This window comes from Roseococcus thiosulfatophilus, from assembly GCF_017311575.1.
Classification (GTDB): domain Bacteria; phylum Pseudomonadota; class Alphaproteobacteria; order Acetobacterales; family Acetobacteraceae; genus Roseococcus; species Roseococcus thiosulfatophilus.
In genome coordinates this window covers 1-24,859 of sequence record NZ_JAFFQY010000062.1, presented here as the reverse complement: position 1 = coordinate 24,859, position 24,859 = coordinate 1, and the positions used below count along the sequence as shown (strand labels likewise).

The window sequence follows — 24,859 nt, the reverse complement described above, 5'->3', positions numbered from 1 at the left end:
ATGCAGAAGCTTGTGCGTCGGGGATGCGGGGTTGCGAAGTGACGGATTGTCACAACGCCCCCCGCACGCGCCTCACATGCCGCCCGGATAGTTCGGCCCGCCGCCGCCCTCGGGCGTGCGCCAGTCGATGTTCTGGGTCGGGTCCTTGATGTCGCAGGTCTTGCAGTGCACGCAGTTCTGCGCGTTGATCACCAGCGCGGGCTTGCCCTCCTCCACGCCCACCGCCTCATAGACGCCGGCGGGGCAGTAGCGGCTTTCGGGGCTCGCGAACTTTTCCCAGTTCTCGCCCAGCCACTTGCCCGGGTCCTTCAGGACCAGGTGCGCGGGCTGGTTTTCCTCGTGGTTGGTGTTGGACAGGAACACCGAGGAGAGGCGGTCGAAGGTCAGCACGCCATCGGGCTTGGGGTAGGCGATGCGCGGGGCGTCCGCGGCCTTCTTGAGCGATTCATGGTCCTGGTGGTGCTTCATGGTCCAGGGCGCCTTGCCGCGGAACACGTAGGTGTCCAGCGCCGCATTGGCCATGCCGCCCCAGAAGCCGAACTTGGCGAAGCCGTTGCGGATGTTCCGCACACCCTTCAGCTCCGTCCACACCCAGGACTGCGCTAGCTTCTCGGGATAGGCGTCCAGCACCGGCGGCCGCGCCTCCTGCGCCAGCGCCTCCGCCAGCGCCTCGGCCGCCACCATGCCCGACTTCATGGCGGTGTGCGTGCCCTTGATCTTGGGCACGTTCAGGAAGCCCGCGCCGTCGCCGATCAAGGCACCGCCGGGGAAGACGAGCTTGGGGATGGCCTGGAACCCGCCCTCGTTCAGCGCGCGCGCGCCGTAGGAGATGCGCTTGCCGCCCTCCAGCATCTTGCGCACCTCGGGGTGGGTCTTGAAGCGCTGGAATTCGTCGAAGGGCGAGAGCCAGGGGTTCGGATAGTCGAGCCCCACCACGAAGCCGATGGAGACCAGGTTCTCGCCCAGCATGTAGAGCCAGGAGCCGCCATAGGTGTCCGACTTCAAGGGCCAGCCCGTGCTGTGCCAGATGAGGCCGGGCGTGTGCTTCTCCTTCGGGATTTCCCAAAGCTCCTTCATGCCGAGCGCATAGGTCTGCGGCTGGCAGTCGGCGCGGAGGTTGAAGGTCTCGAACAGCCGCTTGGTCAGGCTGCCGCGGCAGCCCTCGCCGAACAGCGTGTAGGTGGCGCGCAGCTCCATGCCGGGCTGGTAGTCCGGGCCCTTCTCGCCATTCTTCAGGATGCCCATGACGCCGGCCACCACGCCGCGCACCTGGCCTTCCTCGATGATCGTCTCGGACGCCGCGAAGCCCGGGTAGATCTCCACGCCCAGCGCCTCGGCCTTGGCGCCCAGCCAGCGCGCGACGTTGCCCAGGCTCACGATGTAGTTGCCGTGGTTGTTCATCTGCGGCGGCGTGGGCAGCTTGAAGGCGCGCTTCTCGGTCAGCAGCATGAAGCGGTCCTCGCCGGCGGGCGTCGCCAGCGCCGGCGGGTCCTCGCGCCAGTCGGGGATCAGCTCATCCAGCGCGCGGGGTTCCAGCACGGCGCCGCTCAGGATGTGCGCGCCCACCTCGCCGCCCTTCTCCACCACGCAGACGGCGGCATCGGGGTTGAGCTGCTTCAGCCGGATCGCGGCGGCCAGGCCCGCGGGCCCCGCGCCCACGATCAGGACGTCGAACTCCATGCTTTCGCGCTGCTCATCCATGTCCGGCACCTTTCCCCACTGGAGGCCGGCCCCAGGCGGGACCGGCGCAATTCTTCCCTCGCACAACGCCCGGCGGGGGCCTTCCTCCGCCCGGTGATGCAAAAAAGCCCGGGTCTGGTAGCGCGGGCGGCGGTTTCACGGAAGCCGCGGGGCAGGCTAGAAGTGGCCGATGGAGGCGGAACGGCAAGCCCTGGTCGCGGCACTCGCCTGGCAAGTCGCCATGGGGGCGGATGAGGCGATCATGCCCATCGCCCTGGACCGCGCGGCCCTTCGGCCAAGCCCCGCCCCGGCGCCGCCCGCGCGGCCCCAGCCAAGCCCCCTGGCCGCGCCCATGCCCTCCGCCCCGGTGCAGGAGGAGGCGGCGACGCTCGCCGCCGGCGCCGACAGCCTGGAGGCCCTGCGCGAGGCCATGGCCCGTTTCACCGGCAGCCCGCTGCGCGAGACGGCCACCAACATGGTCTTCGCCGATGGCGTATCGGGCGCACCTGTGATGGTGGTGGGCGAGGCGCCGGGCGCCGAGGAGGACCGGCTGGGCCGCCCCTTCGTCGGCGCCTCGGGACGGCTGCTGGACCGGATGTTCGCGTCCATCGGCCTGGCGCGGGACGAGAACCTCTACATCACCAACATCCTGCCCTACCGCCCGCCCGGCAACCGCACGCCCACCGATGCGGAGCTGAACCTCTTCCTGCCCTTCGTGCTGCGGCATGTGGCCCTGGCGCGGCCGCGCTTCCTGGTGCTGGCCGGGGGCGTGGCGGCCAAGGGGCTGCTGCGCCAGCGCGAGGGCATCACCCGGCTGCGTGGTCGGTGGCACCAAGTATCGTTATTTGACGGGCAAGTCATTCCTGCGCTTCCGACACTACATCCGGCTTACCTTCTGCGTAACCCGCTGGCGAAGCGAGATGCCTGGGCCGATTTGCTGTTGTTGCGACGCAGCATAGAAGATGGCAGGAATGTGGCGAATGGTCAGGGCGGGGTTTAACTTCACCACAGCCGCTGGTTGAATCTTCCGGTCTTCGGCTTTTCTTCAGGATTATCGCTTGCCAAGCCGGAGAACGGATTGCTAACCCTGCCGGGCCATGAGCGCAGCATGCTCTCTGGCCCGTTGCGCCATGGCCGCTTCCGCCGTCATGGCCATGGTCGTGACCATGCCCTGCGGGGCATTCGCGGAACGGGCCGCCCCACAAGATGCCCCCTCTCGTGTGCGGGTCTCGGCTTCTATGGAGGCGTCCTCCCTCCCGCAGCCGCTCTCCACGACGGATGCCGCCCGGCTGCGTCGTGCCTTCGAGGCGCAGGCGCGCGGCGACAGCGCCGCCGCCCAGCGCGAGGCTGATCGCGTCGCCGACCGGCGGCTGCACGGGCACCTGCTGGCCAAGCGGCTGCTGCGTCCCGGCGGCGCGACCTCGGCCTCCGTCCTCCACGCCTGGTTGCTGGAACATGGCGACCTGCCCGACGCGCCGGCCATCCACGCCGCCCTGCTCGCGCGCCTGCCCCGGGGGGCCGCCGCGCCCCCGCCACCCGCGGAGGCGGATGAGGCTGCCCCCACCGTGATCCCCGAGGACCAGCGTCCGAGCGCGGCCCTGGTCCGCCGCGCCGCGCTGGACCGCGCCGTGCAGGGCCGCCTGGCCGAGGGCCGGCCGGACCTCGCGCTTCGCGCCGTCACCTCCGCCTCCGGCATCGGCCAGGCCTATGGCGCCCAGCTTCGCGCCGAGATCGCGCAGGTCGTCTTCCGCCAGGGCGACCATGCCGAGGCGCGACGCCTGTCGGAGGAGGCGCTGGGCCTCGACGGGGCCAACCCCGCGGCCGCCCACCAGGCGGGGCTCTCGGCCTGGGCGGGCAGGGATTATGCCGCCGCCTTCGCCTATTTCGAGCGTGCCGCCCGCTCCGACCGCGCCGCCTCCGCCCTGCGCGCCTCCGCCGCCTATTGGGCAGCCCGCGCCGCCGTCCGCGCCCGCCGCCCGGCCCAATACGCCCCCTGGATGCTGCTGGCCGCGCAGGAGACGCGCACCTTCCATGGCATGATCGCCCGCCGCGCGCTGGGCCTGCCGCCCGCCCTGGCCTGGGAGCGCGACGTGGAGGATGGCGGCACCGCCGCCCTTCTCGCCGCCGCCGTGGCCGAGACCGCGGGCGGCTGGCGGGCATTGGCCTTGTTGCAGATCGGCCAGCATGAGCGCGCGGAGGCGGAACTGCGCCTGCTGCACCGCCGCGCCCGCAACAATCCGCGCATGCTGCAGGGCATCCTGGCCGTGAGCCAGCGCGCGGGCTTCACGGAGCTGGCCTCCCTCGCCGCCGAGGATTTGCCGAGCGAGGGCAGCCTGGCGCGGGATTCGGCGCGCTACCCCTTGCCCACCCTCATGCCGCCCTCGGGCTTTCGCCTCGACCCCTCGCTGCTCTACGCGCTGGCCTTGCAGGAAAGCCGCTTCAACCCGAACGCCGTCTCGCGCGCCGGGGCGCGGGGGCTGCTGCAGATCATGCCGGCCACCGCCAGCTATGTGGCGGGCGACCCCTCGCTGCGCCGCGGCGCCGGGGTGCGGCGCCTGCACGACCCGGCCTTCTCGCTCGAGATCGGGCAGCGCTACCTCCATTACCTGGCGGGGCAGCAGGCGGTGGGCGGCGACCTGATCCGCCTGCTGGCCGCCTACAATGCGGGGCCCGGGAACCTGTCGCGCTGGCTGGGCTCCATTCCCCATTCCGACGACCCGATGCTCTTCATCGAGAGCATCCCCGTGGCCGAGACCCGCGCCTTCGTCCGCCGCGTGCTGACCTTCTCCTGGATCTATGCGAGCCGGCTGGACCTGCCCGCGCCCAGCCTGGACGCCCTGGCCGCCGGCGAGTTTCCACGCTTCTCCGGCGCCGAGGAGGTCACGGCGATGTTGCGCGAGCGCCCGCGCCTCGCCAACTAGGGCCCATGCCCATTGATCCGAACGGCACCTTCGTGCCGGTGAACATCGCCATCCTGACGGTCTCCGACACGCGGGACCTCGCCTCCGACCGCTCGGGCGACACGCTCGCCGCGCGGATCGAGGCCTCGGGCCACAAGCTCGTGGACCGCGCCCTGCTGCGCGACGAGGCGGACCTCATCGCCGGGAAGCTGCGCGACTGGATCGCGGACCCGCAGGTGGATTGCGTCATCACCACCGGCGGCACCGGCATCACCGGCCGCGACGTGACGCCCGAGGCCTTCGCCCGTGTCCTGGAGAAGGAGATCACCGGCTTCGGCGAGCTCTTCCGGATGCTGAGCTACCAGAAGATCGGCACCTCTACCATGCAGTCGCGCGCCATCGGCGGCGTGGCCGGCGGCACTTACCTTTTTGCGCTGCCCGGCAGCACGGGCGCGGTGAAGGATGCCTGGGACGATATCCTGGTCTGGCAGCTGGATGCGCGGCACCGCCCCTGCAACCTGGTGGAGCTGATGCCGCGCCTGAAGGAGCATCTGGCTCCCGGCTGATCCACGCCCCTGGCCATTCGCCAGGGGCGGTCAAAGGCTAGCCCTCGAACACGGCGGCCAGCTCGCCCAGGAGCTTGCGCTCCACGGCCGAGACGCGGTTGCCCAGGCCCAGGAAGCCGCCGGCCGCATCGGCCACGGCCTCGGCCTGGCCCACCACCACGTCGCGCAGGGCATGGCGCTGGTCGAGCGGCATGTCGGCCACCAGGGCATGGGCATAGGCCTTCCAGGCCGCCAGCAGCCCGGGGCCCGGCGGCTGGGCCAGCCATTGTTCCAGCAGCTTGTGCCCCACATCGCCGGCCTTCAGCCCGGCCTTGTGCGCGCCGGAGAGGACCGCGCTGCGCTCCTCCGATGACAGGGTGCCGTCGGCCCAGGCCACGACCACCAGCGGCGCCAGCGCGAAGGCGGCGAAGGTCTGGGCGCCGATGCCCAGCCCCGCCAGCCGTTCCAGCACCGCGGCGTCATTGATGCCGGAGGCCGCGGCCAGGGCCGCATGCGTGCCCTGCGCCGGGTCGCTCTCGCGCAGCTGGCGCAGCAGGGCCTCGTTGTGGCGGGCGAAGAAGGCCTCTTCCAGGGCCGCGCGCCGATCCTCGAAAATCCGTTCCGACATGGTGTCCTCACGCTGCGTGGCGCCGCGCCCTGGATGGGCGCGGCCCGCTTCGGCGTGAACATGCCATGTTGCGGCGCGGGATTACACCACCCCCGACCAATCCGCCGGCGCGAAACGGTAGCCCTGCCCGTCGCGCACCATCATCCCATTGGAAGGGAAGGGGAAATGGTAGCCCGTCACGCGCATCCGCTCGCTGGAGACGCGGTCCATGATGCGGCGGCGGGTGGCCGCGGCGGCGTCGCCATCCATGTCGAAGACGATCTGCCAGTCCGGGCGGCGGGCGTTCACCTCGGGCCGGTTGGTGAGGTCCGCCAGGAACATCATCTGCGCGTCGCCATCCGCCACGTGATAGAGCGTGTGCCCCGGCGTATGGCCATGGGCCGCGACGGCGCGGATGCCGGGCAGCACCTCGGCATTGTCCTCCACCTGGCGGATGCGGGCGCGGTAGGGGGCGAAGCGGCGGGCGGTGTTGGCGAAGGTGCCACGCTGGCCCTCCGGCGCGCGGGAGGCATTGCCCTCATCCGTCCAGAAGGCCCATTCGGCGGCGGGCACCACCACCTCGGCATTGGGGAAGACGGCCTCGTTCTGCGCGGTGGTCAGGCCGGTGATGTGGTCGCCATGGAAGTGGCTGACCACGACGGCATTCACCCGGGCGGGGTCGAGGCCGGCCGCGCGCATGTTGGCCGCCATCATCCCCGCGGTGGGGGCCATCTGCCCGCCCGTGCCCGAATCGAAGACGACGAGGCCGCGCGGGGTTTCCACGAAGGTGATGGTGAAGGGGACGGTCAGCGTGTCCTGCGGCATCCCCTGCTCGGCCAGCAGGGCCTGGACCTCGGCCGCGGGGGCGTTGCGGACGAAGCCCTCGACCGGGCGGCGGAAGAAGCCGTCATGCACGGTGGTGACGGTGAAGCCGCCCACCTTGAAGCGGTAGAAGCCGGGCGCCTGAGTGGCGGTGGGCCCTGGGGCCGAGGCCGGTGCCTGGGCCGCGGCCGGCAGGGCCAGTGCCGTGGCGAAGGCGGCCGAGCCGGCGAAGAGGGTGCGACGTTCTGCACGCATGAAGACGGTTCCCTGTCTTTCCTGGGTGGAAAGGATATGGGCGGCAAATTGCCTTCGGACAGGGGGAAAGCTGCCGCCTGGACGCGGAGGGCCATGATGGCAATATGGATGAACATGACGCGCCTGAGACCACTTGTGGACCTGTCCATTCGGCGTGGCTGCGCCTTCGCGACCTTGGCCATCGTGCTGGTGGTCGGCTCCCTCATGTTTGACCCGGTGCTGGCGCTCCGGGTGGGTGGCGCGGCGTCCACGCTGGTGGCCATGGCCCTCTTCGTCGCGGCCTGGCGGGTGCCGCGGCGCGATGTGCGCGACACCGAGATTTACGGCCTGCTTCGCAGCGCCAACCCGCCGCTGGCCTATCTCTCCGAGCCCGGCACTAAGGCGCAGATCGCGGCCGTGCTGCGCGAGCGGCTGCTGTGGCATGCCGAGCGCGCCCTCTACGTGCCGCTGGTGTTCTGGGGCCTGGCGCTGGTCCTGACCCTGGTCACCTGAGGCCCCGCGCGGCCTAGGCCGCGTCGAGCAGGGCCGGGAGAAGCGCCGCGTCGGGGTCCTCCGGCGAGAGCGGGTCGCGCGGCAGCACGCGGTGGCGCAGCACCATGGCGGCCAGCGCCGCGCGGTTCGCATCGCCCGTCCGCGCCGCCTCCCAGTTCATCGCGGCCGCGCTGGTAAGGTGATACAGCGCGCCGGCCGCCGCCCTCGCCAGCGCCTCGTCCCCGCCCGCGCGTTCGGCCAGGGCCGTGGCGCGCCCCCAGGCCTCGGCCGCGCCTTGCAGCGGTGCCTCGGCCAGCAGCCCGGCCAGATGGGCGGAGAGGGCGTCTAGCGACCCCTCGCGCTTGGCCGCCCGCAGCACGTCGAGGGCGACGATGTTGCTCGTGCCCTCCCAGATGCTGCCCAGATGCGCGTCGCGCAGCAGCTTGGCCTCAGGCCATTCCTCGATGTAGCCGCAGCCGCCGCGCACCTCCATGGCATCGCCGGTCACGGCGCGGGCGTCGCGGCAGGCGCGGTATTTCAGCAACGGCGTCAGGATGCGCAGCAGGGGGCGCGCGGCTTCCTCGCCGGCATCGCTGCGGCGCAGCGCCTCGGCGGTCTGGAAGACCATGGTGCGGGCCTGCTCCGCGCGCATCAGCATCTTCGCCAACTGCCGGCGCATCAGCGGCATCTCGATGAGGCGCCGGCCGAAGGCCTGGCGGTTGCGGGCGACGTGCAGCGCCTCGGCCACCGCGCGGCGCATCATGCCCGCCGCGCGGACGCCGTTCGACAGGCGCGAGTTGTTGACCATGTCGGCCATCTGCTTGAAGCCCGCTTCCGGGTCCCCGATGAGCCAGGCGCGCGCGCCTTCCATCCGCACCTCGCCACTCGCCATGCTGCGCGTGCCGAGCTTGTCTTTGAGGCGGACGATGCGGAGGCTGTTCGGCGTGCCATCGGGCAGGGTGCGCGGCAGCAGGAAGAGGCCCACCCCCTTCAGCCCCGGCGGCCCCCCCTCGATCCGCGCCAGCACCAGGGCCAGCTCCGCATCGGGGTTGGAGCAGAACCACTTGTCGCCATGCAGCGCATGGGTGCCGTCATTGCGCGGGGCGGCCGTGACGGCGGTGTTGGCGATGTCGCTGCCGGCACCCTGCTCGGTCATGAACATCGCGCCCTGGTGCAGCGCGTCCATGTCCTGGCTGGTCAGCAGCGGCAAATAGCGTTCCAACAGCTCCGGCTGGCCGTAGCGGCGCAGCGTGCGCGCCAGGCTGTCCGTCATGGAGAGCGGGCAGAGCAGCCCGAATTCCGCCTGGGCGAACAGGAAGGTCAGCGCGTATTTCGCGGCCGGCGGCAGGGGCGTGGGCCAGCCGAAGACGCCCGCGCGGTGGCTCATCGCCGCCAGGCCGAATTCGCCGAAGGCCAGGCGCTCCATCTCGCGATAGGCGGGGTGGTACTCGATATGCTGCGCGTCCTCGCCGCGGCGGCTGCGATGATGCAGTTCGGGCGGGTTGCGGTCGGCGGTGGCGGAGAGCGCATCCAGCGCGCCCCCGGCCAGGGCGCCGAGCTGGTCCAGGCGCGGTTCCAGCACCGCGCGCAGGTCGGCGGGCAGATAGAGCGGCAGCAGCCGCGCGAAGGCCGGGTCGGCGCGGTACAGGTTGGTGCCGGCCGAATCCGGCACCGCCTCGGGGCCGATCGGCGCGCGGGCGATCGAGGTGATGTGCATGGCGCCCTCCTGGATTGGTTGGCGGCATGGTGCGCCCTTGGTGGTGGCTCGCCAAGCCCGGGAGGGTGGGTGGTCCGGGGCCGCACCCCGTGCAAGGCTGGCGCAGCCATGCCGCATTTGCCCTCCTTGCCCCGATGACGTCGCGCCCTGCCGGGCTCGGCGCCGCGTTGGCGGTCACGGGCCTCGCGCAGTCGCTCGCCACGCTGGCGGTCTTCGCGCTGCCCGTGCTGGTGGCGCAGGCCGCGCCGGATTTCGGCGTGGGGGTGGCGTTGATCGGCTACCAGGTGGGCCTGGTCTATGTCTTCGCGGCGCTGACCTCGGCGCGCGGGGGTGCGGTGCTGTGGCGGATGGGGCCGCTGCGCACGACGCAGATCGCGCTGGTCCTGGCCGGCTGCGGCGCGGCGCTGCTGGCGAGTGCCAGCCCTTGGCTCGCCATTCCCGCCTCGGCGCTGCTGGGCGGTGCCTATGGGCTGACCAACCCGGCCGCGTCGCAACTGCTGGGGCGGCTGGCGCCGGCCTCGCGCCGGAACCTGGTCTTCGCGGTGAAGCAGATGGGCGTGCCGCTGGGCGTCGCGCTGGGGGGTGTGATCCTGCCGCGCGTGGCCGAGGCTGCGGGCTGGCGCGTGGGGCTGCTGGGGGCCGGGGCGGTGCTGGTGCTGCTGGCGCTGGCCATCCAGCCGCTCCGTGCGGGCTGGGATGCGGGGCATGGCGCAGCGTCCGCCGCACTCGCCCGCTTCCGCCTGCGCGATGCGCCGGCGCTGCGCGCACTGGCGGTGACGGGCGGCGCCTATGCGCTGGTCCAGATCGCACTCGGCGCGCACATGGTGGCGATGCTGGTGCTGGATTTCGGCTGGGACCCGGTCTCGGCCGGGCTGATGGTGGGGCTCTCACAGGCGGTGGGGGCGTTCTCGCGCATCGGCTGGGCCATGCTGGCCGATGCCTGGCAGGGCGGGCTGCGCGTGCTGGTGCTGATCGGCCTGCTGGCCACGCTGTTCTTCGCGCTGCTGCCTCTGGCGCCGGGGGTGGCCACCTGGAAGATCGTGCTGCTGTTCGTTCTGCTGGGCGCGACCTCGACCGGTTGGAACGGCGTGCTCGTCGCGGAATCGGTGCGGCTGGCGCCGGAGGGTGCGCAGGGGGCGGCCTCGGGCGCCGTGCTGTCACTGACCTTCACCGGCGCGGTGGTCGGGCCCACCGCGCTGGCGCTGCGGAGCACCGCCATGGGCGGCTACACCACGGCCTTCGCGCTGGCGGGGGTGCTGTCCCTCATGGGCGCGGGGGTGGCCTGGTGGTCGCGCCGCTTCGCGACAACTGGTCAGGCCGCGCGGCCTGGGGGATGATCCGCGCAAATGTGTTGAGGAACGCCCCGATGTCGCACGCCAGGCCCGGCCAGATGGCCCTTATTGCCTTCTTGCAGGCGCAGAACTGCTCGAACTACCCAGGCTCCTGGCGGCATCCGGCCACGATGCAGGACTACCTCAGCCCCGAATACTACCAGCGCATCGCCCGCACGCTGGAGGCGGGGCGTTTCCACATGGCCTTCTTCGACGACCGGCTCGCCCTGCCGGACATCCTGAACCACGACCATGGCGAGGCGGTGCGGCATGGCATCCGCGTGGTGAAGCTCGACCTCGTTTCCATCCTGACGGCGATGGGGCTGGCGACGACGCGGCTTGGCCTGGGCGCCACCTATTCCACCACCTATTATGAACCCTTCCATGTGGCGCGCGTCTTCGCCACGCTCGACCACATGCTGGGCGGGCGCGTGGCGTGGAACGTTGTCACCTCGCTGAACGACAGCGAGGCGCACAACATGGGCGCCACCACGCATCTGGAGCACGACCTGCGCTATGACCGCGCGGATGAGTTCCTGGAGGTGGTGCTGTCGCACTGGGACAGCTGGGCCGATGACGCCATCGTGCAGGACCGCGAGAGCGGCATCTTCGCGGACCCCGCGAAGGTCAGGCGGCTGGACCATGTGGGGAAGTACTTCCGCTCGCGCGGGCCCTTCACCGTCCCGCGCACGCCGCAGGGAAGGCCGGTGCTGATCCAGGCGGGGCAGAGCGGGCGCGGGCAGGCTTTCGCGGCGCAATGGGGTGACCTCGTCTTCGTCATCTCGCCCGATATCGCCGCCGCGCAGCGTTCCTATGCCAGCTTCAAGGACCAGGTGGCGAGGTCGGGCCGCGACCCGGCCAGCGTGCGCCTCTGCCCGGCCGTCTATTGCGTGGTGGGTGAGACGGAGCAGGCGGCGGCCGAGAAGCGCGCGCTGATCGAGGGGCTGGCCAAGCCCATTGACGGCCTCGCGCTGCTGTCGGAGGTGCTGAACTACGACTTCGGCTCGAAGGGCATGGACGAGGCCTTCACCGACGCGGAGCTGGCCGGCATCAAGGGCCTGCAGGCGTTGCGCGACCGCGTGGTGCGGGTCAGCGGCAAGACGAACCCGACCCTGCGCGACTTCGTGGAGATCAGCCGGCGCGGCACCATCCACGAATTCACCTGCTTCAGCGGCACGCCGACCCAGGTGGCCGACCAGATGCAGGCATGGTTCGAGGGTGGGGCCTGCGATGGCTTCGTGCTGGCCGCCACCCACATGCCGGGCAGCTACGAGGATTTCGTACGGCTGGTGGTGCCGGAACTGCAAAGGCGCGGCCTGTTCCGGCGCGAGTTCGACGGCATCACGCTGCGCGAAAACCTCGGCCTGCCTCGCGCGGAGCCCTTCGACTGGCGGCGCTGATCAGGCGGGTTGCGGCTGGCGCGCGGGCAGCGCCAGCGTGACCAGCCAGCAGATGACGAGCATGGCCGCGGCACCCAGCAGGCAGGCCACCAGGCCGCCCGCCATATAGAGCAGCCCTGACAGCAGCGTGCCCATGAACCGCCCCGCGGCATTGGCGGCGTAGTAGAAGCCCACATCCTCGGCCGCCTTCTCGCTGCCCGCATAGGCCAGCACGAGATAGGAATGCACCGAGGAATTCACGGCAAACAGCACGCCGAAGACGCACAGGCCAATGGGCACGAAGAGGTCGGCGCGCGGCACGCCCCCCAGCATCATCGCGGCCAGGATGGCCGGCACCAGCGCCAGCGCCAGCGACCATGTCCGCGCGGCCGGCACTTCGGTGGAGAGCCCGTCGGCGCTGCGTCGGACCACGGCCGGGGCCGCCGCCTGGATGATGCCGTAGCCGATGGTCCAGACCGCGAGGAACCCGCCCACCATCGTGAAGGTCCAGCCGCTGGCGTAGAGGAACACCGGAAGCCCCACCACGAACCACACGTCGCGCGCCCCGAAGAGAAACACGCGCGCGGCGGCCAGCAGGTTCACGCCCGCATTCTTCGCGAACAACTCCTTCGCGGATTTCGAGGCGCGCGCCTTGCCCATCATCGGCGGCAGGCTGAGCAGCACGAAGGCCAGCACCAGCAGCAGCGCCGCCGCCATGGCCCAGAGCGCGCCGCTGAAGCCCAGCGCTTCCAGCAGCAGCCCGCCCAGGAAGAAGCCCAGGCCCTTCATGGCGTTCTTGCTGCCGGTGAAGAAGGCGACCCATCGGAAGAGCTGGCTTTCGCCGCCCTCGCGCCGCGCTTCGTCATGGGTGATTTTGATGGCGGACTTGCTGGCCGTCTTGGTCAGATCCTTCGCCACGCCGCAGACGCCCTGCGCCAGCACCACCCAGGCCACGGACAAGGCCGCGCCCCAGGAGGGTGACACCGCCGAGAGAAGCAGGAACCCCGAAACCTGCGCCGACAATCCCACCGCCAGCATCCGCGCGATGCCGAAGCGCGTGGCGAGCCAGCCACCGATGAGGTTCGCCACCACCCCCGCCGCCTCATAGAGCAGGAACAGGAAGGCTAGCGTGAAGGGCGAATAGCCCAGCTGGAAGAAATGCAGCAGCACCAGCATCCGCAAGGCGCCATCCGTCAGGGTGAAGCCCCAATAGGCGGCGGTGACGGTGGCGTAGTTCCTCACAGGCCCACGCGCTCCATGTGGCAGGCCAGGTCCACCATGCGGCAGGCATAGCCCATCTCGTTGTCGTACCAGGCATAGACCTTCAGCAGCGTGCCGTCGGTGACCATGGTGGAGAGCGCGTCCACGGTGCCGCTGCGCGTGTCGCGGGCGTAGTCGGCGCTGACCAGGGGCCGCGTCTCATAGCCCAGGATGCCGGCGAGCGGCCCGGCGGCGGCCTCGGCGAAGAGGGCGTTCACCTCCTCCACCGTGACCTCGCGGCGCATCTCGAACACGCAGTCGGTCAGCGACGCATTCAGCACCGGCGCGCGCACGGCGTGGCCGTTCAGCTTGCCCTTCAGCTCCGGATAGATCAGCGCGATGGCGGTGGCGCTGCCCGTGGTGGTGGGCTGGAGCGACAGCATCGCACTCCGCGCGCGGCGCAGATCCTTGTGCGGCGCGTCCACCACGACGTTGGTGTTGGTCGGGTCATGGATGGTGGTGATCTGCCCATGGCGGATGCCGATGGCCTCATGCACCACCTTCACCACGGGGGCGAGGCAGTTGGTGGTGCAGGAGGCGGCCGTCACGATGGGGTGCCGCGCGGGGTCGTAGAGGTGCTCGTTCACCCCCACCACCACGTTCAGCACGCTGTCGAACTTCACGGGTGCGGCCACGACCACGCGCTTGGCGCCGCGGTCGAGATGGCCCTGGAGGGTCTCGGGGCTGAGGAACTTGCCGGTGCATTCCAGCACGACGTCCACGCCCAGGTCGCCCCAGGGGATGTCGCCAGGCTTGCCATGTTCGGAGAAGGTCATGCGGCGATCGTTGATGCGGACCGCGCCATCCTCGGCCGCGAAATCGGCGCGCCAGCGGCCCTGCACACTGTCGAATTCCAGCAGATGCGCGGTGGCGGCGACGCCGCCCTTCACCTCGTTCAGATACACCACCTCCAGGCGGTTGCCCGCGCGCGGGTCGCTGTTCTGGCGCTCGGCCGCACCCAGCGCGGCGCGCAGCGCGAGCCGCCCGATGCGGCCCATGCCATTGATGCCGACCTTCACGCGCGGGCTCCCGCCGGATGCGCCAGCTCATCCAGCCTTGCCTTCAGCGCGATGCGGTCGAGCGCCGCAATGGGCAGGCTCGTGAAGATGCCGATGCGCCGGTGCAGCCCGGCATAGAGCTCGTTCAGCAGCGTGGCGCGTTCGGCCGCGTTGCCGCTGAACTTCGCGGGGTCGGGTAGGGGCCAGGCGGCGGTGATCATGGTCTCGCCGAAATCGGGGCAGGACTGGCCGGCCAGGATGTCGCAGAGGGTAATGACGAAATCCATCCGCGGCGCGTCAGGCTCCATGAACAGGTTCCAGGACTTGCTGGACAGGCCCGATACGTCATGGCCCAGCGCGCTGAGTTGCGCGACCACCTCGGGCATGGGCCCCTCGGGCGAGGGCTCGGAGCCGGCGGAGAAGGCGCGGAAGCGGCCCTCGCCCAGCTTGTTGAGGATGGCCTCCGCCATAATGGAGCGCGCGGAGTTGCGGCTGCACAGGAAAAGCACGTTGAAGGCGGGCATGGCCGTCCCTTTCGCGGCGGTGGGGAGAAGCGTGGCGAGGTCACCGCAGCGCGCGGGCTCGCCGTCGCAGCAGGCTTCCGCGACGAAGGCCAGCAATTCGCGCAGCGCCGCGACCTGCGCCGCATAGACCAGGCTGCGCCCGATGCGGGTGGGGCGGATCAGCCCCGCCTGTTCCAGCGCGCGCAGGTGAAAGGAGAGGGTGGAGGGCGTGGCGCCCAGCGCGGCCGCGATCTCACCCGCCGCAAGCCCGGTCGGCCCGCGCCCCAGCAGCAGGCGCATCAGTTCCAGCCTTGTGGTCTGGCCCAGCGCGGTGAAGCCCAGCGCGGCGCGTTCACTGTCCATGGCACGGGGTGTAGCACCCCGCGCCGTGCCTCAGTTTGATATTTCGATGACAGTCAAATAATGGCGTGCCGCACCCGTGCCGAAAGCCATTCGCTGACGGCCACCATGCCCAGGATCAGGAGGAAGATCATCGTCACCTGCGGCCAGGCCAGCGTGTTGATGGAGGCCTCGAGCTGCATGCCGATGCCCCCCGCGCCCACGAGGCCCAGGACCGTCGCCTCGCGGATATTGATGTCCCAGCGGAAGACGCTGATGCCCGCGAAGGCCGGCATCACCTGCGGCACCATCCCCCAGGCCAGCACCTGCGGGTTGCTGGCGCCCGAGGCGCGCAGGGCCTCGACCTGGCTGGGGTCGATCTCCTCGATCGCCTCGTAGAGCAGCTTCGCGATGAAGCCGATGGAGCGCAGCGCGATGGCAAGGATGCCCGCCAGCACGCCCGGCCCCAGGATGATGACCAGGATCAGCGCCCAGATCAGCGAGTTGATGGAGCGGCTGGCCACGATGATGAACAGCACCACCGGCCGCACGAACAGCACGGAGGGCGTGGTGTTGTGCGCCGCCAGGAAGGCCAGCGGCACGCCGATGACGATCGCCAGCAGCGTGCCGAGTGTGGCGATGTTGATCGTGTCCCAGAGCGGCTTCCACAGCTGCTCCGCATAGGACCAGCGCGGCGGGAACATGCGCGACACCAGGTCCGCGCCCTGCGTCGGCGCATCCCAGACGAAGGCCCAGATGGTGCGGTCCGAGATGAACTGGAAGCAGGCCACGGCCAAGGCGACGCCAGCCAGCCAGCCCGTCCAGACCAGCATGTCCTGCGCCGTGGTGCGGCGCTTCCATTCGGGCATTCCGCCCGCGCGTTCGAGGATGGGCATCCTATTGCACCTTCCGGCGGATCCAGCCGCTCGTGTATTCGCACACCAGCACGATCGCGATGATGATGAGCAGCACGGCGGCCGCTGTGTCGAACTCATAGCGGTCGAAGGCGGTGTTCAGCGTGTCGCCGATGCCGCCCGCGCCCACGAGGCCCAGCACGGCGCTCTCACGGAAATTGATGTCGAGGCGATAGGCCGAAAGCCCGATCAGCCGCGGCTTCACCTGCGGCAGCACGCTCCAGGCGATCCAGGAGAACCAGCCCGCGCCGGTGGCGCGTACGGCCTCGGCCTGGGCGCGCTCGATGTCCTCGATGTCCTCCGCCAGCAGCTTCGCCATGAAGCCCACGGTCGCGAAGGTCAGCGTCAGCATGCCCGCCAGCGGTCCGAAGCCCACCATGGCCACGAAGACGATGGCGATGATGATCTCCTGGAAGGTGCGGCTGACGGCGATGATGCCGCGGCAGAACAGGTAGATCGGCAACGGGGCCAGGTTGCGCGAGGCGCCCAGCGCCACGGGAATGGACAGCGCGATGCCGAGTGCGGTCGAGACCACCGTCATCGTCAGGCTTTCCATCAGCCCTTCGAAGATGTCGTCGCCCTTGCTCACGAAATCGGGCGGGAAGAAGCCGCCCAGGAAGCCGGCGGCGCGGCCCATGCCCTCGGCCGCGCGCGCCCAGTTCACCTCGACGGTGGCCACACCCAGCACGACATAGGCCAGCGCGCCGAGATAGACGGCGTAGCGCAGCAGCGGGCTCGAGATCAGCGGCGGCGGGCGCCAGGCGCGGGCGGCGGCCGCCGCGTCGAAAGCGGTGGCGCTCACGCCACGGGCTCCGCCACGCTGTCCTCCGCCTCGATGCGGCGGATGGTGCGCGACCAGTCCTCCTCGCCATAGATGGCGGTCAGTGCCGCCGCGTCCAGCGTCTCCGGGGTGCCGTCGAAGACGATGCGGCCGGCGCGCAGCCCCACGATGCGGCGCGCGAATTCCTGCGCAAGCGCCACGTCATGGATGTTGATGATGGCGGCGAGGCCGCGTTCCTCGCACAGCTCCACGATCAGCCGCATGATCTGCCGGCTGGTCTTGGGGTCAAGGCTGGCGGTGGGCTCGTCCACCAGCAGCAGGGCCGGGTCCTGCATCAGCGCGCGCACGATGCCCACGCGCTGCCGCTGCCCGCCCGAGAGCGCATCGGCCCGCTTGTCGGCCATGTGCGCGAGGCCCACGCGGGCCAGCAGGCGGAAGGCCTCCTCCACGTCACGGCGGGGGAAGCGGCGGAACCAGGAGGCCCAGAAGCCGGTGTAGCCGAGGCGGCCGGAGAGCACGTTCTCCATCACCGTCAGCCGTTCCACCAGCGCGTACTCCTGGAAGATCATGCCCATGCGCCGCCGCGCGCGCCGCAGCGCCGCGCGGCCGAGCGTGGTCAGCTCCGCCCCGTCCAGCACCACCTGGCCGGAGGTCGGCTCCACCAGCCGGTTCACGCAGCGGATCAGGGTGGACTTGCCCGCGCCCGAGGGGCCGATCAGCGCCATCACCTGGCCCGGCGGCACGGCGAGGCTGACCTCGTTCAGCGCGAGGTCGCCGGTGGCGTAGCGCTTGGTCAGGCCGGTGATGGCGAGGAGGGGAGGGGCGTTCTCGGGCATGGCGGAATCCAGTCAAAGGAAAGCCGCCGCCCGGCGCCTGTTCGGGCGCGGGCGGCGGCGGCAGGTTCGGCCGTTCAGCGGCAGGCGTAGGAGACGTTCATCGCCGCGTCGATCTGGCGGATCACCTCCCAGTGCTGGCGGTAGGTGATGGGAATGAACACCTCCTGCGGCGGCTGCGCCGAGGCGAACTCGCGCTGCAGCCCCGTGCCTTCCCAGTTGAAGTTGAAGAAGGCGCCGCGGATGCGCTCGGCCAGCTGCGGGTTCAGGTTGTGCGCGTGGCCATAGCCCGTCGTGGGGAAGGAGGCGCTGCGGTAGATGGTGCGGATGCGCGCGGGGTCCACGGCATTGCGCGCCACCATGCGCGTCATCACGGAGTTCGCGATGGCCGCCGCGTCATAGTCGCGGTTGGCGACACCCAGGATGGAGTTGTCGTGCCGGCCCGAGAAGGCCGTGCGGAAGTCGCGATCGGCCACCAGGTTGAACTGGCTTTCCAGCAGCGCCGACGGCGCCTTGAAGCCGGAGTTGGAGGTCTGCGAGGTGAAGGCGACCAGGCGGCCGCGCAGGTCTTCCATCCGCTGGATGGGGCCTTCGGCCTGGACGATGATCTCCATCTCATAGCCGAAGCGGCCATCGCGCGCGGCCATCATCGCGAAGGGCACGAAGCCCGCGCAGTTCACGGCCAGCGGGTTGGAGCCGGTGTTGAAGCCGGCCACATGCAGGCGGCCCGCGCGCATCGCCTCGATCTGGGCAGCGTTGGACTGCACGGCGAAGAACTGGACGCGGCGGCCCGTCTCGCGCGCCAGATGGTCCAGGAATTCCTGCCACACGCGGCGATAGACGGCGGGGTCCTCGACCGGGGTATAGGCGAAGACCAGCGTCTGCGGGTCCACGAGGTCACGCGGGTTGGTCGGCGCATCGGCCACCAGGTCGCCGTCGCGGTCGCAGAAGCGCGCGTCGAGCGCGCCGCGCGGGCAATCTTGCGTCTGCGCGGCGGCGGGGAGGGAGAAGCCGGCCGCGACCAGCGCGGCGGCGGCGAACATGCGGCGGAGCAACATCAGACCTCCTGGGGAATTGTCCGGTCGGCGATTAGCCGAACATCCCCAGGGGCGTCTGTTTCACTTCGGTGAAATCATGTCCGGGCGTTCACCCGGCGTTGATCTCAGCCGAGGAAGCACTCCTTGTGCTGGCGCGGCACGAAGCGGCCGGTGCCGGGCTTGGCGAGCACGGTCTTGCCGTCCCAGATGCGGCCGCCGCGCAGATAGGTGGAGGCCACGCGCGCCGTCATCTCCATCCCTTCGTAGGGCGACCAGCGGGCGTCCTCGCGGTCCTGGATGGTGGCGGGGTCGAAGGGGAAGCGGCCGCGCTCCATCACCACCAGGTCCGCGTCGCAACCGATGCGGATGGCGCCCTTCTTGGGGAAGAGCCCGTGGAAGCGCGCGGGGCGCTCGGCGCAGAGGCTCGCCATGTGGGTCAGCGGCAGGCCGCGCTTCTCCAGCAGGGTGAACATCAGCGGCGCGAAGGACTGCATGCCGGTGAGCCCCGCGCCCACGGTGAAGATGTCACCGGTGTAGACCTTGCGGTCACGCGGCCAGGGCGCGTGGTCGGTGGAGACATAGGCCATCTTGCCGGCCTCCAGCGCCGCCCACATGCGCTCCACCTCCTCGGCGCTGCGGAAGGGCGGGTTGCACTTGCCGAAGCCTTCGAGGCGGATGATGTCCTCCTCGGTCATGCAGAGATACTGGATGCAGGCCTCGCCCGAGGTGCGGGCGCCCTGCTTGCGGAAGATTTCCGCCAGGTCGAAGCCGCGCGCCAGCGAGGAGTGCGCGATGTGGACGTGGCAGCCCGTCTCCAGCGCCATCTCGAAGATCTCGAGGTCCGCCATGGTCTCGCACAGCGGCGGGCGGGTGCGGCAATGCATGATGGGATGCGTCTCGCCGGCGGCCTTGGCCTGCTCGGTCAGGCGCACCACCAGCTCCTGATCCTCATTGTGGATCGCGACCATGAGGTTGGATTTCGCGATCTCGCTGAAGGCGCGCAGCATGGTCGGGTGGTCGATGCGCGGGAAGCGCACCGGGTCGTATTCATAGGTGGACAGCTTGAAGGAGCAGACGCCCCCCTCCACCAGCCCCGCGATGTCCTCGACATTCCCATCCTTCCGGATGGTGCCGTAGAGCGCCATGTCCACATGGGACAGGCGGTGCACATGCGCGATCTTGTCGCGCAGGATGGCGGCATCCGTCACCGGCGTCGGCACGTCGTAGGGCATGTCCACGCAGGTGGTGACCCCGCCGGCGGCGGCCGTCTTGGATGCGCCCTCGATGCCCGGCCAGCCGGTGGAGCTGCTGGTGTGCATGTGCCCGTCCACCAGGCCCGGGAAGACCAGCATGCCGGAATGATCCGCCGTCTCGGCCGCGGCGGGTGGCGCCCCCTGGCCGATGGCGGCGATCACCCCGCCCCGCACCGCGACATAGCCACCTTCCAGAATGCCGTCCGCCAGCACCAGATCGCCGCGGACCACCAGATCGAACGCCATTTCGGCTTGCCCCCAGAGTTGCCATGCGCGGGCCGGCCGATACACTCCGCCCGCGCGATATTTGGCAGGCTAGGCGCGGGCGGACGCATCGCCAAGCGCCAATGGTCCTGCCTTTCGGAAGGAAATGCTTGTCCATGCAGATGCATACGGTAAAGGTCCACCCCTCCAAGGCGCTGCTGCCGCGCGAGGAGCAGCTCGCCTGGAAGATCGCCGGCGTGGCCACCGACAAGGTGGCGGTGGAGAAGGCCGTCTCCGCCATGATCATCAACCGCATCATCGACAATGCGGCGGTGGCCATCGCGGCCATCAACCGCCGCCCGGTGGTTTCGGCCCGCGGCATGGCGCTGGGCCACAAGAAGAAGGAGGGCGGGGCCACCGTCTTCGGCATGCCCGCCGGCACCACCGTCAGCCCCGAATGGGCGGCCTGGGCGAACGGGACCGCGGTGCGTGAGCTGGACATGCACGACACCTTCCTGGCGGCCGACTACTCCCACCCCGGCGACAACATCCCGCCCGTGCTGGCCGTCGCCCAGGCGATGGGCCGTTCGGGCCGCGACCTGATCCGGGGCCTCGCCACCGGCTATGAGATCCACATCAACCTGGTGCGCGCCATCTGCCTGCACGAGCACAAGGTGGACCACATCGCCCACCTTTGCCCCGCGAGCGCGGCCGGCATCGGCACGCTGCTGGGCCTCAAGCAGGAGGTGATCTTCCAGTCGGTGCAGCAGGCGCTGCACACCTCCATCTCCTTCCGCCAGTCGCGCAAGGGCGAGATCAGCTCCTGGAAGGCCTATGCCCCCGCCCATGCCGGCAAGCTGGCGGTCGAGGCCGTGGACCGCTGCATGCGCGGCGAGGGCGCGCCCAGCCCCATCTATGAGGGCGAGGACAGCGTCATCGCCTGGGTGCTGGCCGGGCGCACCCAGGCCGACAGCAAGGGCCGCAAGACGGTCTATGACCCCGACTACTACCAGGTGCCGCTGCCGGCCCTGGGCGAGCCCAAGCGCGCCATCCTGGACAGCTACACCAAGGAGCACTCGGCCGAGTACCAGTCCCAGGCGCTGATCGACCTCGCCTTCCGCATGCGCGAGGACATCACGGACTGGGACAGCATCGAGAAGATCATCATCCACACCAGCCACCACACCCACTACGTGATCGGCACCGGGGCGAACGACCCGCAGAAGATGGACCCCAAGGCCAGCCGCGAGACGCTGGACCACTCCATCATGTACATCTTCGCCGTCGCCCTGCAGGACGGCAGCTGGCACCATGTGGACAGCTACGCGCCCAAGCGCGCCGGCCGCGCCGACACCGTGCGGCTGTGGCACAAGATCGAGACGCGCGAGGCGCCGGAATGGACCGAGCGCTACCACTCCAAGGACCCCGACACCCTGGCCTTCGGCGGGCGCGTGGAAATCCTGTTCAAGGACGGCACCAAGAAGGTGGATGAGCTGGGCGTGGCCAATGCCCACCCGCGCGGCGCCAAGCCCTTCGGCCGCGCGGACTACATCCGCAAGTTCCTGACACTGACGGATGGCATCATCACCCCGCGCGAGGCCAACCGCTTCATCGAGGCCGCCGAGGGCGTGCTGAGCCTGAAGGCGGGTGAGCTTTCCGCGCTGAACGTGGCCTTGCCCAAGGGGACGCTGGCGGAGAGCAAGCCGGGGATCTTCTGAGGCTCGCCCTTGGCCCGCGACCTGCGCCTTTGCGTCACCGGCCTGTCGCGGGCGGGCAAGACCGCCTTCATCACGGCGCTGGTGCATGCGCTTTGCATCGCGCCGCGCGTGCCCCAGGCCTTTCCGGCCTGGGGGGCGGCGCGGACAGGCCGCCTGGTGCATGCGCGTCCTGTACCACCACAGGGCGCGGTGCAGGCCATCGAGGCCTTTCCCTATGAGGCCAACCTCGCCGCGCTGCGTGCCGAAAGCCCGCATTGGCCGGAAGCGACCAACAGCGTCCGCGCCATCACCCTTGAACTGACGCTGGAGAGGCCGCCCGGCCTGGCGCTCGGCGCGCTGGACCGTGTGCTGCGCCGCGCCGACGCGAAGCTGCGCGAGACGCGGCGCGTCACCATCCTCGACTATCCGGGGGAATGGGCGCTGGACCTGCCCATGCTCGACCAGGATTTCGCGGCCTGGAGCCAGGCCACGCTGGCCGCCATGGGGCGCCCGCCACGCGCCGCGCTGGCCGGGCCCGCCCTGGCCGCGATCACCGCGATTGACCCCGCCCAACCCTATTCGGACGAGGCGGCGCGGGCCGGGCACCTGGCCTTCATGGAATTCCTTGAGGCGGCGCGGACCCAGGGCCGCCTCGCCCTGCTGCAACCTGGCCTGTTCCTGCGGCCCGAGAAGGTGGGTGGGCGCGCCGCCATCCTGGCGCAGGAGGAATTCCGCTTCTTCCCCCTGCCGGCCTCCACCGCCAGGCGCTCCCCCGCGGGCAGCTTCGCCGCGGTCCTGGCCCGTCGCTACGACGCCTATCGGCGTGACCATGTGCGTGGCTTCTTCGACAGTCTGCGCGGCCCCGGTACCACGCGCCAGGTGGTCCTGTTCGACCTGCTGGGCGCCCTCTCCTCCGGGGAGGAGGGCTATGCCGACGCAACCGCCGCGCTGGCCCAGGTGGCGCGGGCCATGCGGCCGCGCATGGGCCTCCTGGCGCGGTTCTTCGGCGGCGCGGTGCGCGTGCTCTATGCCGCCACCAAGGCCGACTACCTGCCCCCGCAAGGCCGGCAGCGGCTGCGCGCCCATCTCGACATGCTGCTGGGTGGCCTCGCGGGCAGCGAGGGCGGGCGCGAGCAGTCCCGCAGCCTGGCGCTCTCCGCCATCGCCGCCACGCGCGACGGCACCGACGCCGAAGGCCGCCCACTGGTGGCCGGCTGCGTGCGCGACCGCGCGACCGGCACGCTGGATTGCGGCGTGACCTTCCGCTTCCCCGCCCCGCCCGCAGGCCCGCCCACCGCGCGCGACTGGGCCGCGTGGCAGGCGGCGGGGTTGGTGGGCTTCGACTGGCCCGAATTCCTGCCCGACCCCGAATCGCTGCGCGCGCGGCACGACCTGCCGCATCTGGGCCTCGACGAGGCGCTGGACTTCCTGCTGGACGGCCATGCCTGACCCCGAAGTTTTCCGCCCCCAGACCGGGCGCGCCGAACCCCTCTCGCCGCCCGCTCCGCCCGCTCCGCCCGCTCCGCCCGCGGAGCCGGTGTTCGCACCCGAACTCGGCCATGCCGCCTTCACCCCCGCGCCGCCGGTGCCGGCCCCGTTGCCCGCCGAGCCCCCTCGCCCCGCGCGCCGAGGGCTGGGGGGTGTCGGGCTGGTGCTGGCGGGTGCCGGCACGCTCGGCTTCGCCTGGCTCGCCGAGACGCTGTGGCGCTGGCTGGGCGAGGGTGGGCCGGGCGCCTGGGTGGGCGTGGTGGGCGGCGCGCTTCTGGTGCTCGGTGTCGGGCGTATCGTGCAGCGTGAGCTCGCGGCGCTGCGCGCGCTCGACCAGGCGGAGGCCATCCGCGCCGAGCAGGTTGCCCAGGCGCGCGACATGGCGGGCATGGCGCGCAGCCTGGAGCGGCTTGCGGCCTCGCTGCTGGCCCGAGGCGCCACCGACGCCGCGGCGCTGACGCGCTGGCGCGAGGCGACCGCGGGGGCCACCGACGCCGGCCAAGTGCAGGCCGCCTTCGTGCGCGAAGTGCTGGGCCCGGTGGATGAACGCGCGCTGCGCGCCGTCGCCGAGGCCGCGCGCGGTGCCGCGGTCCTGGGCATGGTGAGCCCGACGCCGCTGGGGGATTTGCTGCTGTTCATCGGCCGCGCGGTGCTTCTGCTGCGGCGGTTGGCCGTGCTCTACGGGCTGCGGCCCGGCCGGATCGCGGAGTGGCGCCTCATGCGGCGCGTGGTGGCCGATGCCGCGCTGGTGGCGGGGGTGGACGCGGCGAGCGATGCGGTGGCCTCGGCCGGGGGGTACTGGATGGGCTTCCTGGTGGGCCGCGCGGCCGAGGCCGGCGTGACCGGCCAGCGCATGGCCCGCTTCGGCCTGCTGGCCATGACCGCCTGCCGCCCGGTGCCCTTCGACCCCGCCACATCGCCTGGGCTGCGCGACGTGCTGCGGGGCGGCTTCGCCAACTCGGCCGAAGGGGCTTCCGCCCCGGGCGGGCGGCACCTATAAGCAGGTCAGGGACCCGTAGCTCAGCTGGATAGAGCGCTGCCCTCCGAAGGCAGAGGTCGAAGGTTCGAATCCTTTCGGGTCCGCCAATTATTCAAAGGGTTAGCCGGTGGCTGACCCGGAACAAAATAGGCCGGGGTCACACCGGGGTCATGGCGGGGCGCTGTTGGCACCCCGCCCGTTCCCGGTTCGGTCTTAAGCGCCGGTGACACGGTAGACCGTGTAGGACCCGCGGCTTCCCGCGCGATTCGGGCCGACCTGCCGAATTCGCTCGGCCACCTCGACCGTGATCCCCTTCTTTTTCAGGCCGGCGAAGAAGCCGCGCACCGTGTCCTTGCCCCATCCGGTGGCTTCGCCGACCTGCGCGACCGTGGCGCCCTCCGGGCGGCGCAGCATGGCCAGCACCGCCATGAGCTTGGTGCCCTCGCGAGGGCGGGGCGGTGAACCCGGCTCGCGCATGGGGCGGCCGGGCTTGCGGGCCAGGGCGTCGCGCAGCGCCTGCATCGGCGCATCGAGCACGCCGATCATGTCGCCCTCGCGGTTCGCCTCGTCGTCCCAGGCGGCGAGGATCGCTGTGGCGGCGTCGCGCAGGCTGGCGCGCGGTGTGGCGGTGGGTGCCGCGAGGGCCTGGTCGAGCAGTGCGATCTCCTCCGTCAGGGGCGCGGCCTGGGCGGCTTCGGCGACCTTGGCGTCCTGTGTCGCGGGCTCCGCGGCGGGCGCCACCGTGGGCGCCGTGTCGGGCACGCTGCCCTCGATGCCCGAGCAGTCGGACTCGCCGGCGACCGCGTGGCCCTCGTTCGGGTCGATGCCGATCGCGCGCAGCCCCTCGTCGGTGATGCGCGCCACGA

22 protein-coding genes and 1 tRNA gene are annotated in these 24,859 nt (G+C 70.9%); 10 read left to right on the top strand and 13 right to left on the bottom strand.

What is annotated here, in order from left to right:
- Positions 1 to 72 precede the first annotated feature (72 nt).
- Complete coding sequence (locus tag JTN19_RS16985) at positions 73 to 1,701, bottom strand: electron transfer flavoprotein-ubiquinone oxidoreductase (RefSeq protein WP_206935089.1); 1,629 nt, start codon at positions 1,699 to 1,701, stop codon at positions 73 to 75.
- Positions 1,702 to 1,870: 169 nt separating this feature from the next.
- Between JTN19_RS16985 and JTN19_RS16980 the strand changes: the two genes are divergently transcribed.
- From JTN19_RS16980 to moaB, 3 genes are all read left to right on the top strand, one after another.
- Entirely contained in the window at positions 1,871 to 2,680 is an 810-nt protein-coding gene (locus JTN19_RS16980; protein WP_206935087.1) for a uracil-DNA glycosylase, read from the top strand.
- Positions 2,681 to 2,918: 238 nt separating this feature from the next.
- A complete protein-coding gene (locus JTN19_RS16975) occupies positions 2,919 to 4,601 on the top strand; it encodes a lytic transglycosylase domain-containing protein (RefSeq protein ID WP_206935085.1) in 1,683 nt (560 codons plus the stop codon).
- A 5-nt stretch (positions 4,602 to 4,606) separates the two neighbouring features.
- Positions 4,607 to 5,146: a molybdenum cofactor biosynthesis protein B gene (moaB, locus tag JTN19_RS16970; protein ID WP_206935083.1), complete on the top strand. Its 540-nt coding sequence runs from the start codon at positions 4,607 to 4,609 to the stop codon at positions 5,144 to 5,146.
- Between the two features lie 37 nt (positions 5,147 to 5,183).
- Here moaB and JTN19_RS16965 read toward each other — a convergent pair whose 3' ends face one another.
- Positions 5,184 to 5,753 (bottom strand): hypothetical protein, encoded by a 570-nt coding sequence (locus JTN19_RS16965; RefSeq protein WP_206935081.1) that lies wholly within the window; start codon positions 5,751 to 5,753, stop codon positions 5,184 to 5,186.
- Positions 5,754 to 5,834: 81 nt separating this feature from the next.
- A complete protein-coding gene (locus JTN19_RS16960; protein ID WP_206935080.1) occupies positions 5,835 to 6,809 on the bottom strand; it encodes an MBL fold metallo-hydrolase in 975 nt (324 codons plus the stop codon).
- A 108-nt stretch (positions 6,810 to 6,917) separates the two neighbouring features.
- Between JTN19_RS16960 and JTN19_RS16955 the strand changes: the two genes are divergently transcribed.
- Positions 6,918 to 7,301: a hypothetical protein gene (locus tag JTN19_RS16955; protein ID WP_206935077.1), complete on the top strand. Its 384-nt coding sequence runs from the start codon at positions 6,918 to 6,920 to the stop codon at positions 7,299 to 7,301.
- A 13-nt stretch (positions 7,302 to 7,314) separates the two neighbouring features.
- Here JTN19_RS16955 and JTN19_RS16950 read toward each other — a convergent pair whose 3' ends face one another.
- Positions 7,315 to 8,997, bottom strand: a complete 1,683-nt coding sequence (locus JTN19_RS16950) for an acyl-CoA dehydrogenase family protein (protein WP_206935075.1) — start codon at positions 8,995 to 8,997, stop codon at positions 7,315 to 7,317.
- 134 nt (positions 8,998 to 9,131) lie between these two features.
- Between JTN19_RS16950 and JTN19_RS16945 the strand changes: the two genes are divergently transcribed.
- Complete coding sequence (locus JTN19_RS16945; protein ID WP_206935073.1) at positions 9,132 to 10,334, top strand: MFS transporter; 1,203 nt, start codon at positions 9,132 to 9,134, stop codon at positions 10,332 to 10,334.
- Between the two features lie 29 nt (positions 10,335 to 10,363).
- Positions 10,364 to 11,728 carry an LLM class flavin-dependent oxidoreductase gene (locus JTN19_RS16940; RefSeq protein WP_206935072.1) on the top strand — a complete coding sequence of 455 codons (1,365 nt, stop codon included), beginning with the start codon at positions 10,364 to 10,366 and terminating at the stop codon, positions 11,726 to 11,728.
- Here the strand turns inward: JTN19_RS16940 and arsJ are convergent, their stop codons facing one another.
- The 8 genes from arsJ to JTN19_RS16900 form a co-directional block, all read right to left on the bottom strand.
- The gene (arsJ, locus tag JTN19_RS16935) at positions 11,729 to 12,949 is read right to left on the bottom strand and encodes an organoarsenical effux MFS transporter ArsJ (protein WP_340643355.1); all 1,221 of its coding nucleotides are present in this window, start codon (positions 12,947 to 12,949) and stop codon (positions 11,729 to 11,731) included.
- Complete coding sequence (locus tag JTN19_RS16930) at positions 12,946 to 13,986, bottom strand: ArsJ-associated glyceraldehyde-3-phosphate dehydrogenase (protein ID WP_206935071.1); 1,041 nt, start codon at positions 13,984 to 13,986, stop codon at positions 12,946 to 12,948. The genes arsJ and JTN19_RS16930 overlap by 4 nt, the downstream gene beginning before the upstream one ends.
- Positions 13,983 to 14,831 (bottom strand): metalloregulator ArsR/SmtB family transcription factor, encoded by an 849-nt coding sequence (locus JTN19_RS16925; protein WP_206935069.1) that lies wholly within the window; start codon positions 14,829 to 14,831, stop codon positions 13,983 to 13,985. Before JTN19_RS16925 ends, JTN19_RS16930 begins: the two co-directional genes overlap by 4 nt.
- A gap of 53 nt (positions 14,832 to 14,884) precedes the next feature.
- Positions 14,885 to 15,703, bottom strand: a complete 819-nt coding sequence (phnE, locus tag JTN19_RS16920; protein ID WP_206935067.1) for a phosphonate ABC transporter, permease protein PhnE — start codon at positions 15,701 to 15,703, stop codon at positions 14,885 to 14,887.
- Position 15,704: 1 nt separating this feature from the next.
- Positions 15,705 to 16,523, bottom strand: a complete 819-nt coding sequence (phnE, locus tag JTN19_RS16915; protein WP_206935065.1) for a phosphonate ABC transporter, permease protein PhnE — start codon at positions 16,521 to 16,523, stop codon at positions 15,705 to 15,707.
- Positions 16,520 to 17,338, bottom strand: a complete 819-nt coding sequence (phnC, locus tag JTN19_RS16910; RefSeq protein WP_206935063.1) for a phosphonate ABC transporter ATP-binding protein — start codon at positions 17,336 to 17,338, stop codon at positions 16,520 to 16,522. Before phnC ends, phnE (JTN19_RS16915) begins: the two co-directional genes overlap by 4 nt.
- Positions 17,339 to 17,412: 74 nt before the next feature.
- Complete coding sequence (gene phnD, locus JTN19_RS16905; protein ID WP_206935060.1) at positions 17,413 to 18,393, bottom strand: phosphate/phosphite/phosphonate ABC transporter substrate-binding protein; 981 nt, start codon at positions 18,391 to 18,393, stop codon at positions 17,413 to 17,415.
- A gap of 104 nt (positions 18,394 to 18,497) precedes the next feature.
- Positions 18,498 to 19,871 (bottom strand): dihydroorotase, encoded by a 1,374-nt coding sequence (locus JTN19_RS16900; protein WP_206935057.1) that lies wholly within the window; start codon positions 19,869 to 19,871, stop codon positions 18,498 to 18,500.
- 134 nt (positions 19,872 to 20,005) lie between these two features.
- Here JTN19_RS16900 and JTN19_RS16895 point away from each other — a divergent pair, with 134 nt between their 5' ends.
- The 4 genes from JTN19_RS16895 (at position 20,006) to JTN19_RS16880 (ending at position 24,100) form a co-directional block, all read left to right on the top strand.
- Complete coding sequence (locus JTN19_RS16895) at positions 20,006 to 21,547, top strand: MmgE/PrpD family protein (protein ID WP_206935054.1); 1,542 nt, start codon at positions 20,006 to 20,008, stop codon at positions 21,545 to 21,547.
- Positions 21,548 to 21,556: 9 nt separating this feature from the next.
- On the top strand, positions 21,557 to 22,975 hold the full coding sequence (locus JTN19_RS16890; RefSeq protein WP_206935051.1) for a YcjX family protein: 1,419 nt from the start codon (positions 21,557 to 21,559) through the stop codon (positions 22,973 to 22,975).
- 88 nt (positions 22,976 to 23,063) lie between these two features.
- Positions 23,064 to 24,014: a DUF697 domain-containing protein gene (locus JTN19_RS20560; protein WP_206935048.1), complete on the top strand. Its 951-nt coding sequence runs from the start codon at positions 23,064 to 23,066 to the stop codon at positions 24,012 to 24,014.
- Between the two features lie 9 nt (positions 24,015 to 24,023).
- Positions 24,024 to 24,100: transfer RNA gene (locus JTN19_RS16880), tRNA-Arg, on the top strand.
- 106 nt (positions 24,101 to 24,206) lie between these two features.
- Here JTN19_RS16880 and JTN19_RS16875 read toward each other — a convergent pair.
- A partial coding sequence (locus JTN19_RS16875) for a DUF3489 domain-containing protein (protein ID WP_206935045.1) occupies positions 24,207 to 24,859 on the bottom strand: 653 nt, incomplete at its 5' end.

Excerpts from the sequence above, each read along its gene's own strand:
- JTN19_RS16925 (WP_206935069.1), bottom strand. The coding sequence starts at position 14,831 with ATGGACAGTGAACGCGCCGCGCTGGGCTTCACCGCGCTGGGCCAGACC.
- moaB (WP_206935083.1), top strand. The coding sequence starts at position 4,607 with ATGCCCATTGATCCGAACGGCACCTTCGTGCCGGTGAACATCGCCATC.
- JTN19_RS16900 (WP_206935057.1), bottom strand. The coding sequence starts at position 19,871 with ATGGCGTTCGATCTGGTGGTCCGCGGCGATCTGGTGCTGGCGGACGGC.
- JTN19_RS16955 (WP_206935077.1), top strand. The coding sequence starts at position 6,918 with ATGAACATGACGCGCCTGAGACCACTTGTGGACCTGTCCATTCGGCGT.
- JTN19_RS16985 (WP_206935089.1), bottom strand. The coding sequence starts at position 1,701 with ATGGATGAGCAGCGCGAAAGCATGGAGTTCGACGTCCTGATCGTGGGC.
- JTN19_RS16895 (WP_206935054.1), top strand. The coding sequence starts at position 20,006 with ATGCAGATGCATACGGTAAAGGTCCACCCCTCCAAGGCGCTGCTGCCG.
- JTN19_RS16945 (WP_206935073.1), top strand. The coding sequence starts at position 9,132 with ATGACGTCGCGCCCTGCCGGGCTCGGCGCCGCGTTGGCGGTCACGGGC.
- JTN19_RS16960 (WP_206935080.1), bottom strand. The coding sequence starts at position 6,809 with ATGCGTGCAGAACGTCGCACCCTCTTCGCCGGCTCGGCCGCCTTCGCC.
- phnD (WP_206935060.1), bottom strand. The coding sequence starts at position 18,393 with ATGTTGCTCCGCCGCATGTTCGCCGCCGCCGCGCTGGTCGCGGCCGGC.
- JTN19_RS16965 (WP_206935081.1), bottom strand. The coding sequence starts at position 5,753 with ATGTCGGAACGGATTTTCGAGGATCGGCGCGCGGCCCTGGAAGAGGCC.
- phnE (WP_206935067.1), bottom strand. The coding sequence starts at position 15,703 with ATGCCCATCCTCGAACGCGCGGGCGGAATGCCCGAATGGAAGCGCCGC.
- JTN19_RS16950 (WP_206935075.1), bottom strand. The coding sequence starts at position 8,997 with ATGCACATCACCTCGATCGCCCGCGCGCCGATCGGCCCCGAGGCGGTG.
- phnC (WP_206935063.1), bottom strand. The coding sequence starts at position 17,338 with ATGCCCGAGAACGCCCCTCCCCTCCTCGCCATCACCGGCCTGACCAAG.
- JTN19_RS16975 (WP_206935085.1), top strand. The coding sequence starts at position 2,919 with ATGGAGGCGTCCTCCCTCCCGCAGCCGCTCTCCACGACGGATGCCGCC.
- JTN19_RS16940 (WP_206935072.1), top strand. The coding sequence starts at position 10,364 with ATGTCGCACGCCAGGCCCGGCCAGATGGCCCTTATTGCCTTCTTGCAG.
- JTN19_RS16980 (WP_206935087.1), top strand. The coding sequence starts at position 1,871 with ATGGAGGCGGAACGGCAAGCCCTGGTCGCGGCACTCGCCTGGCAAGTC.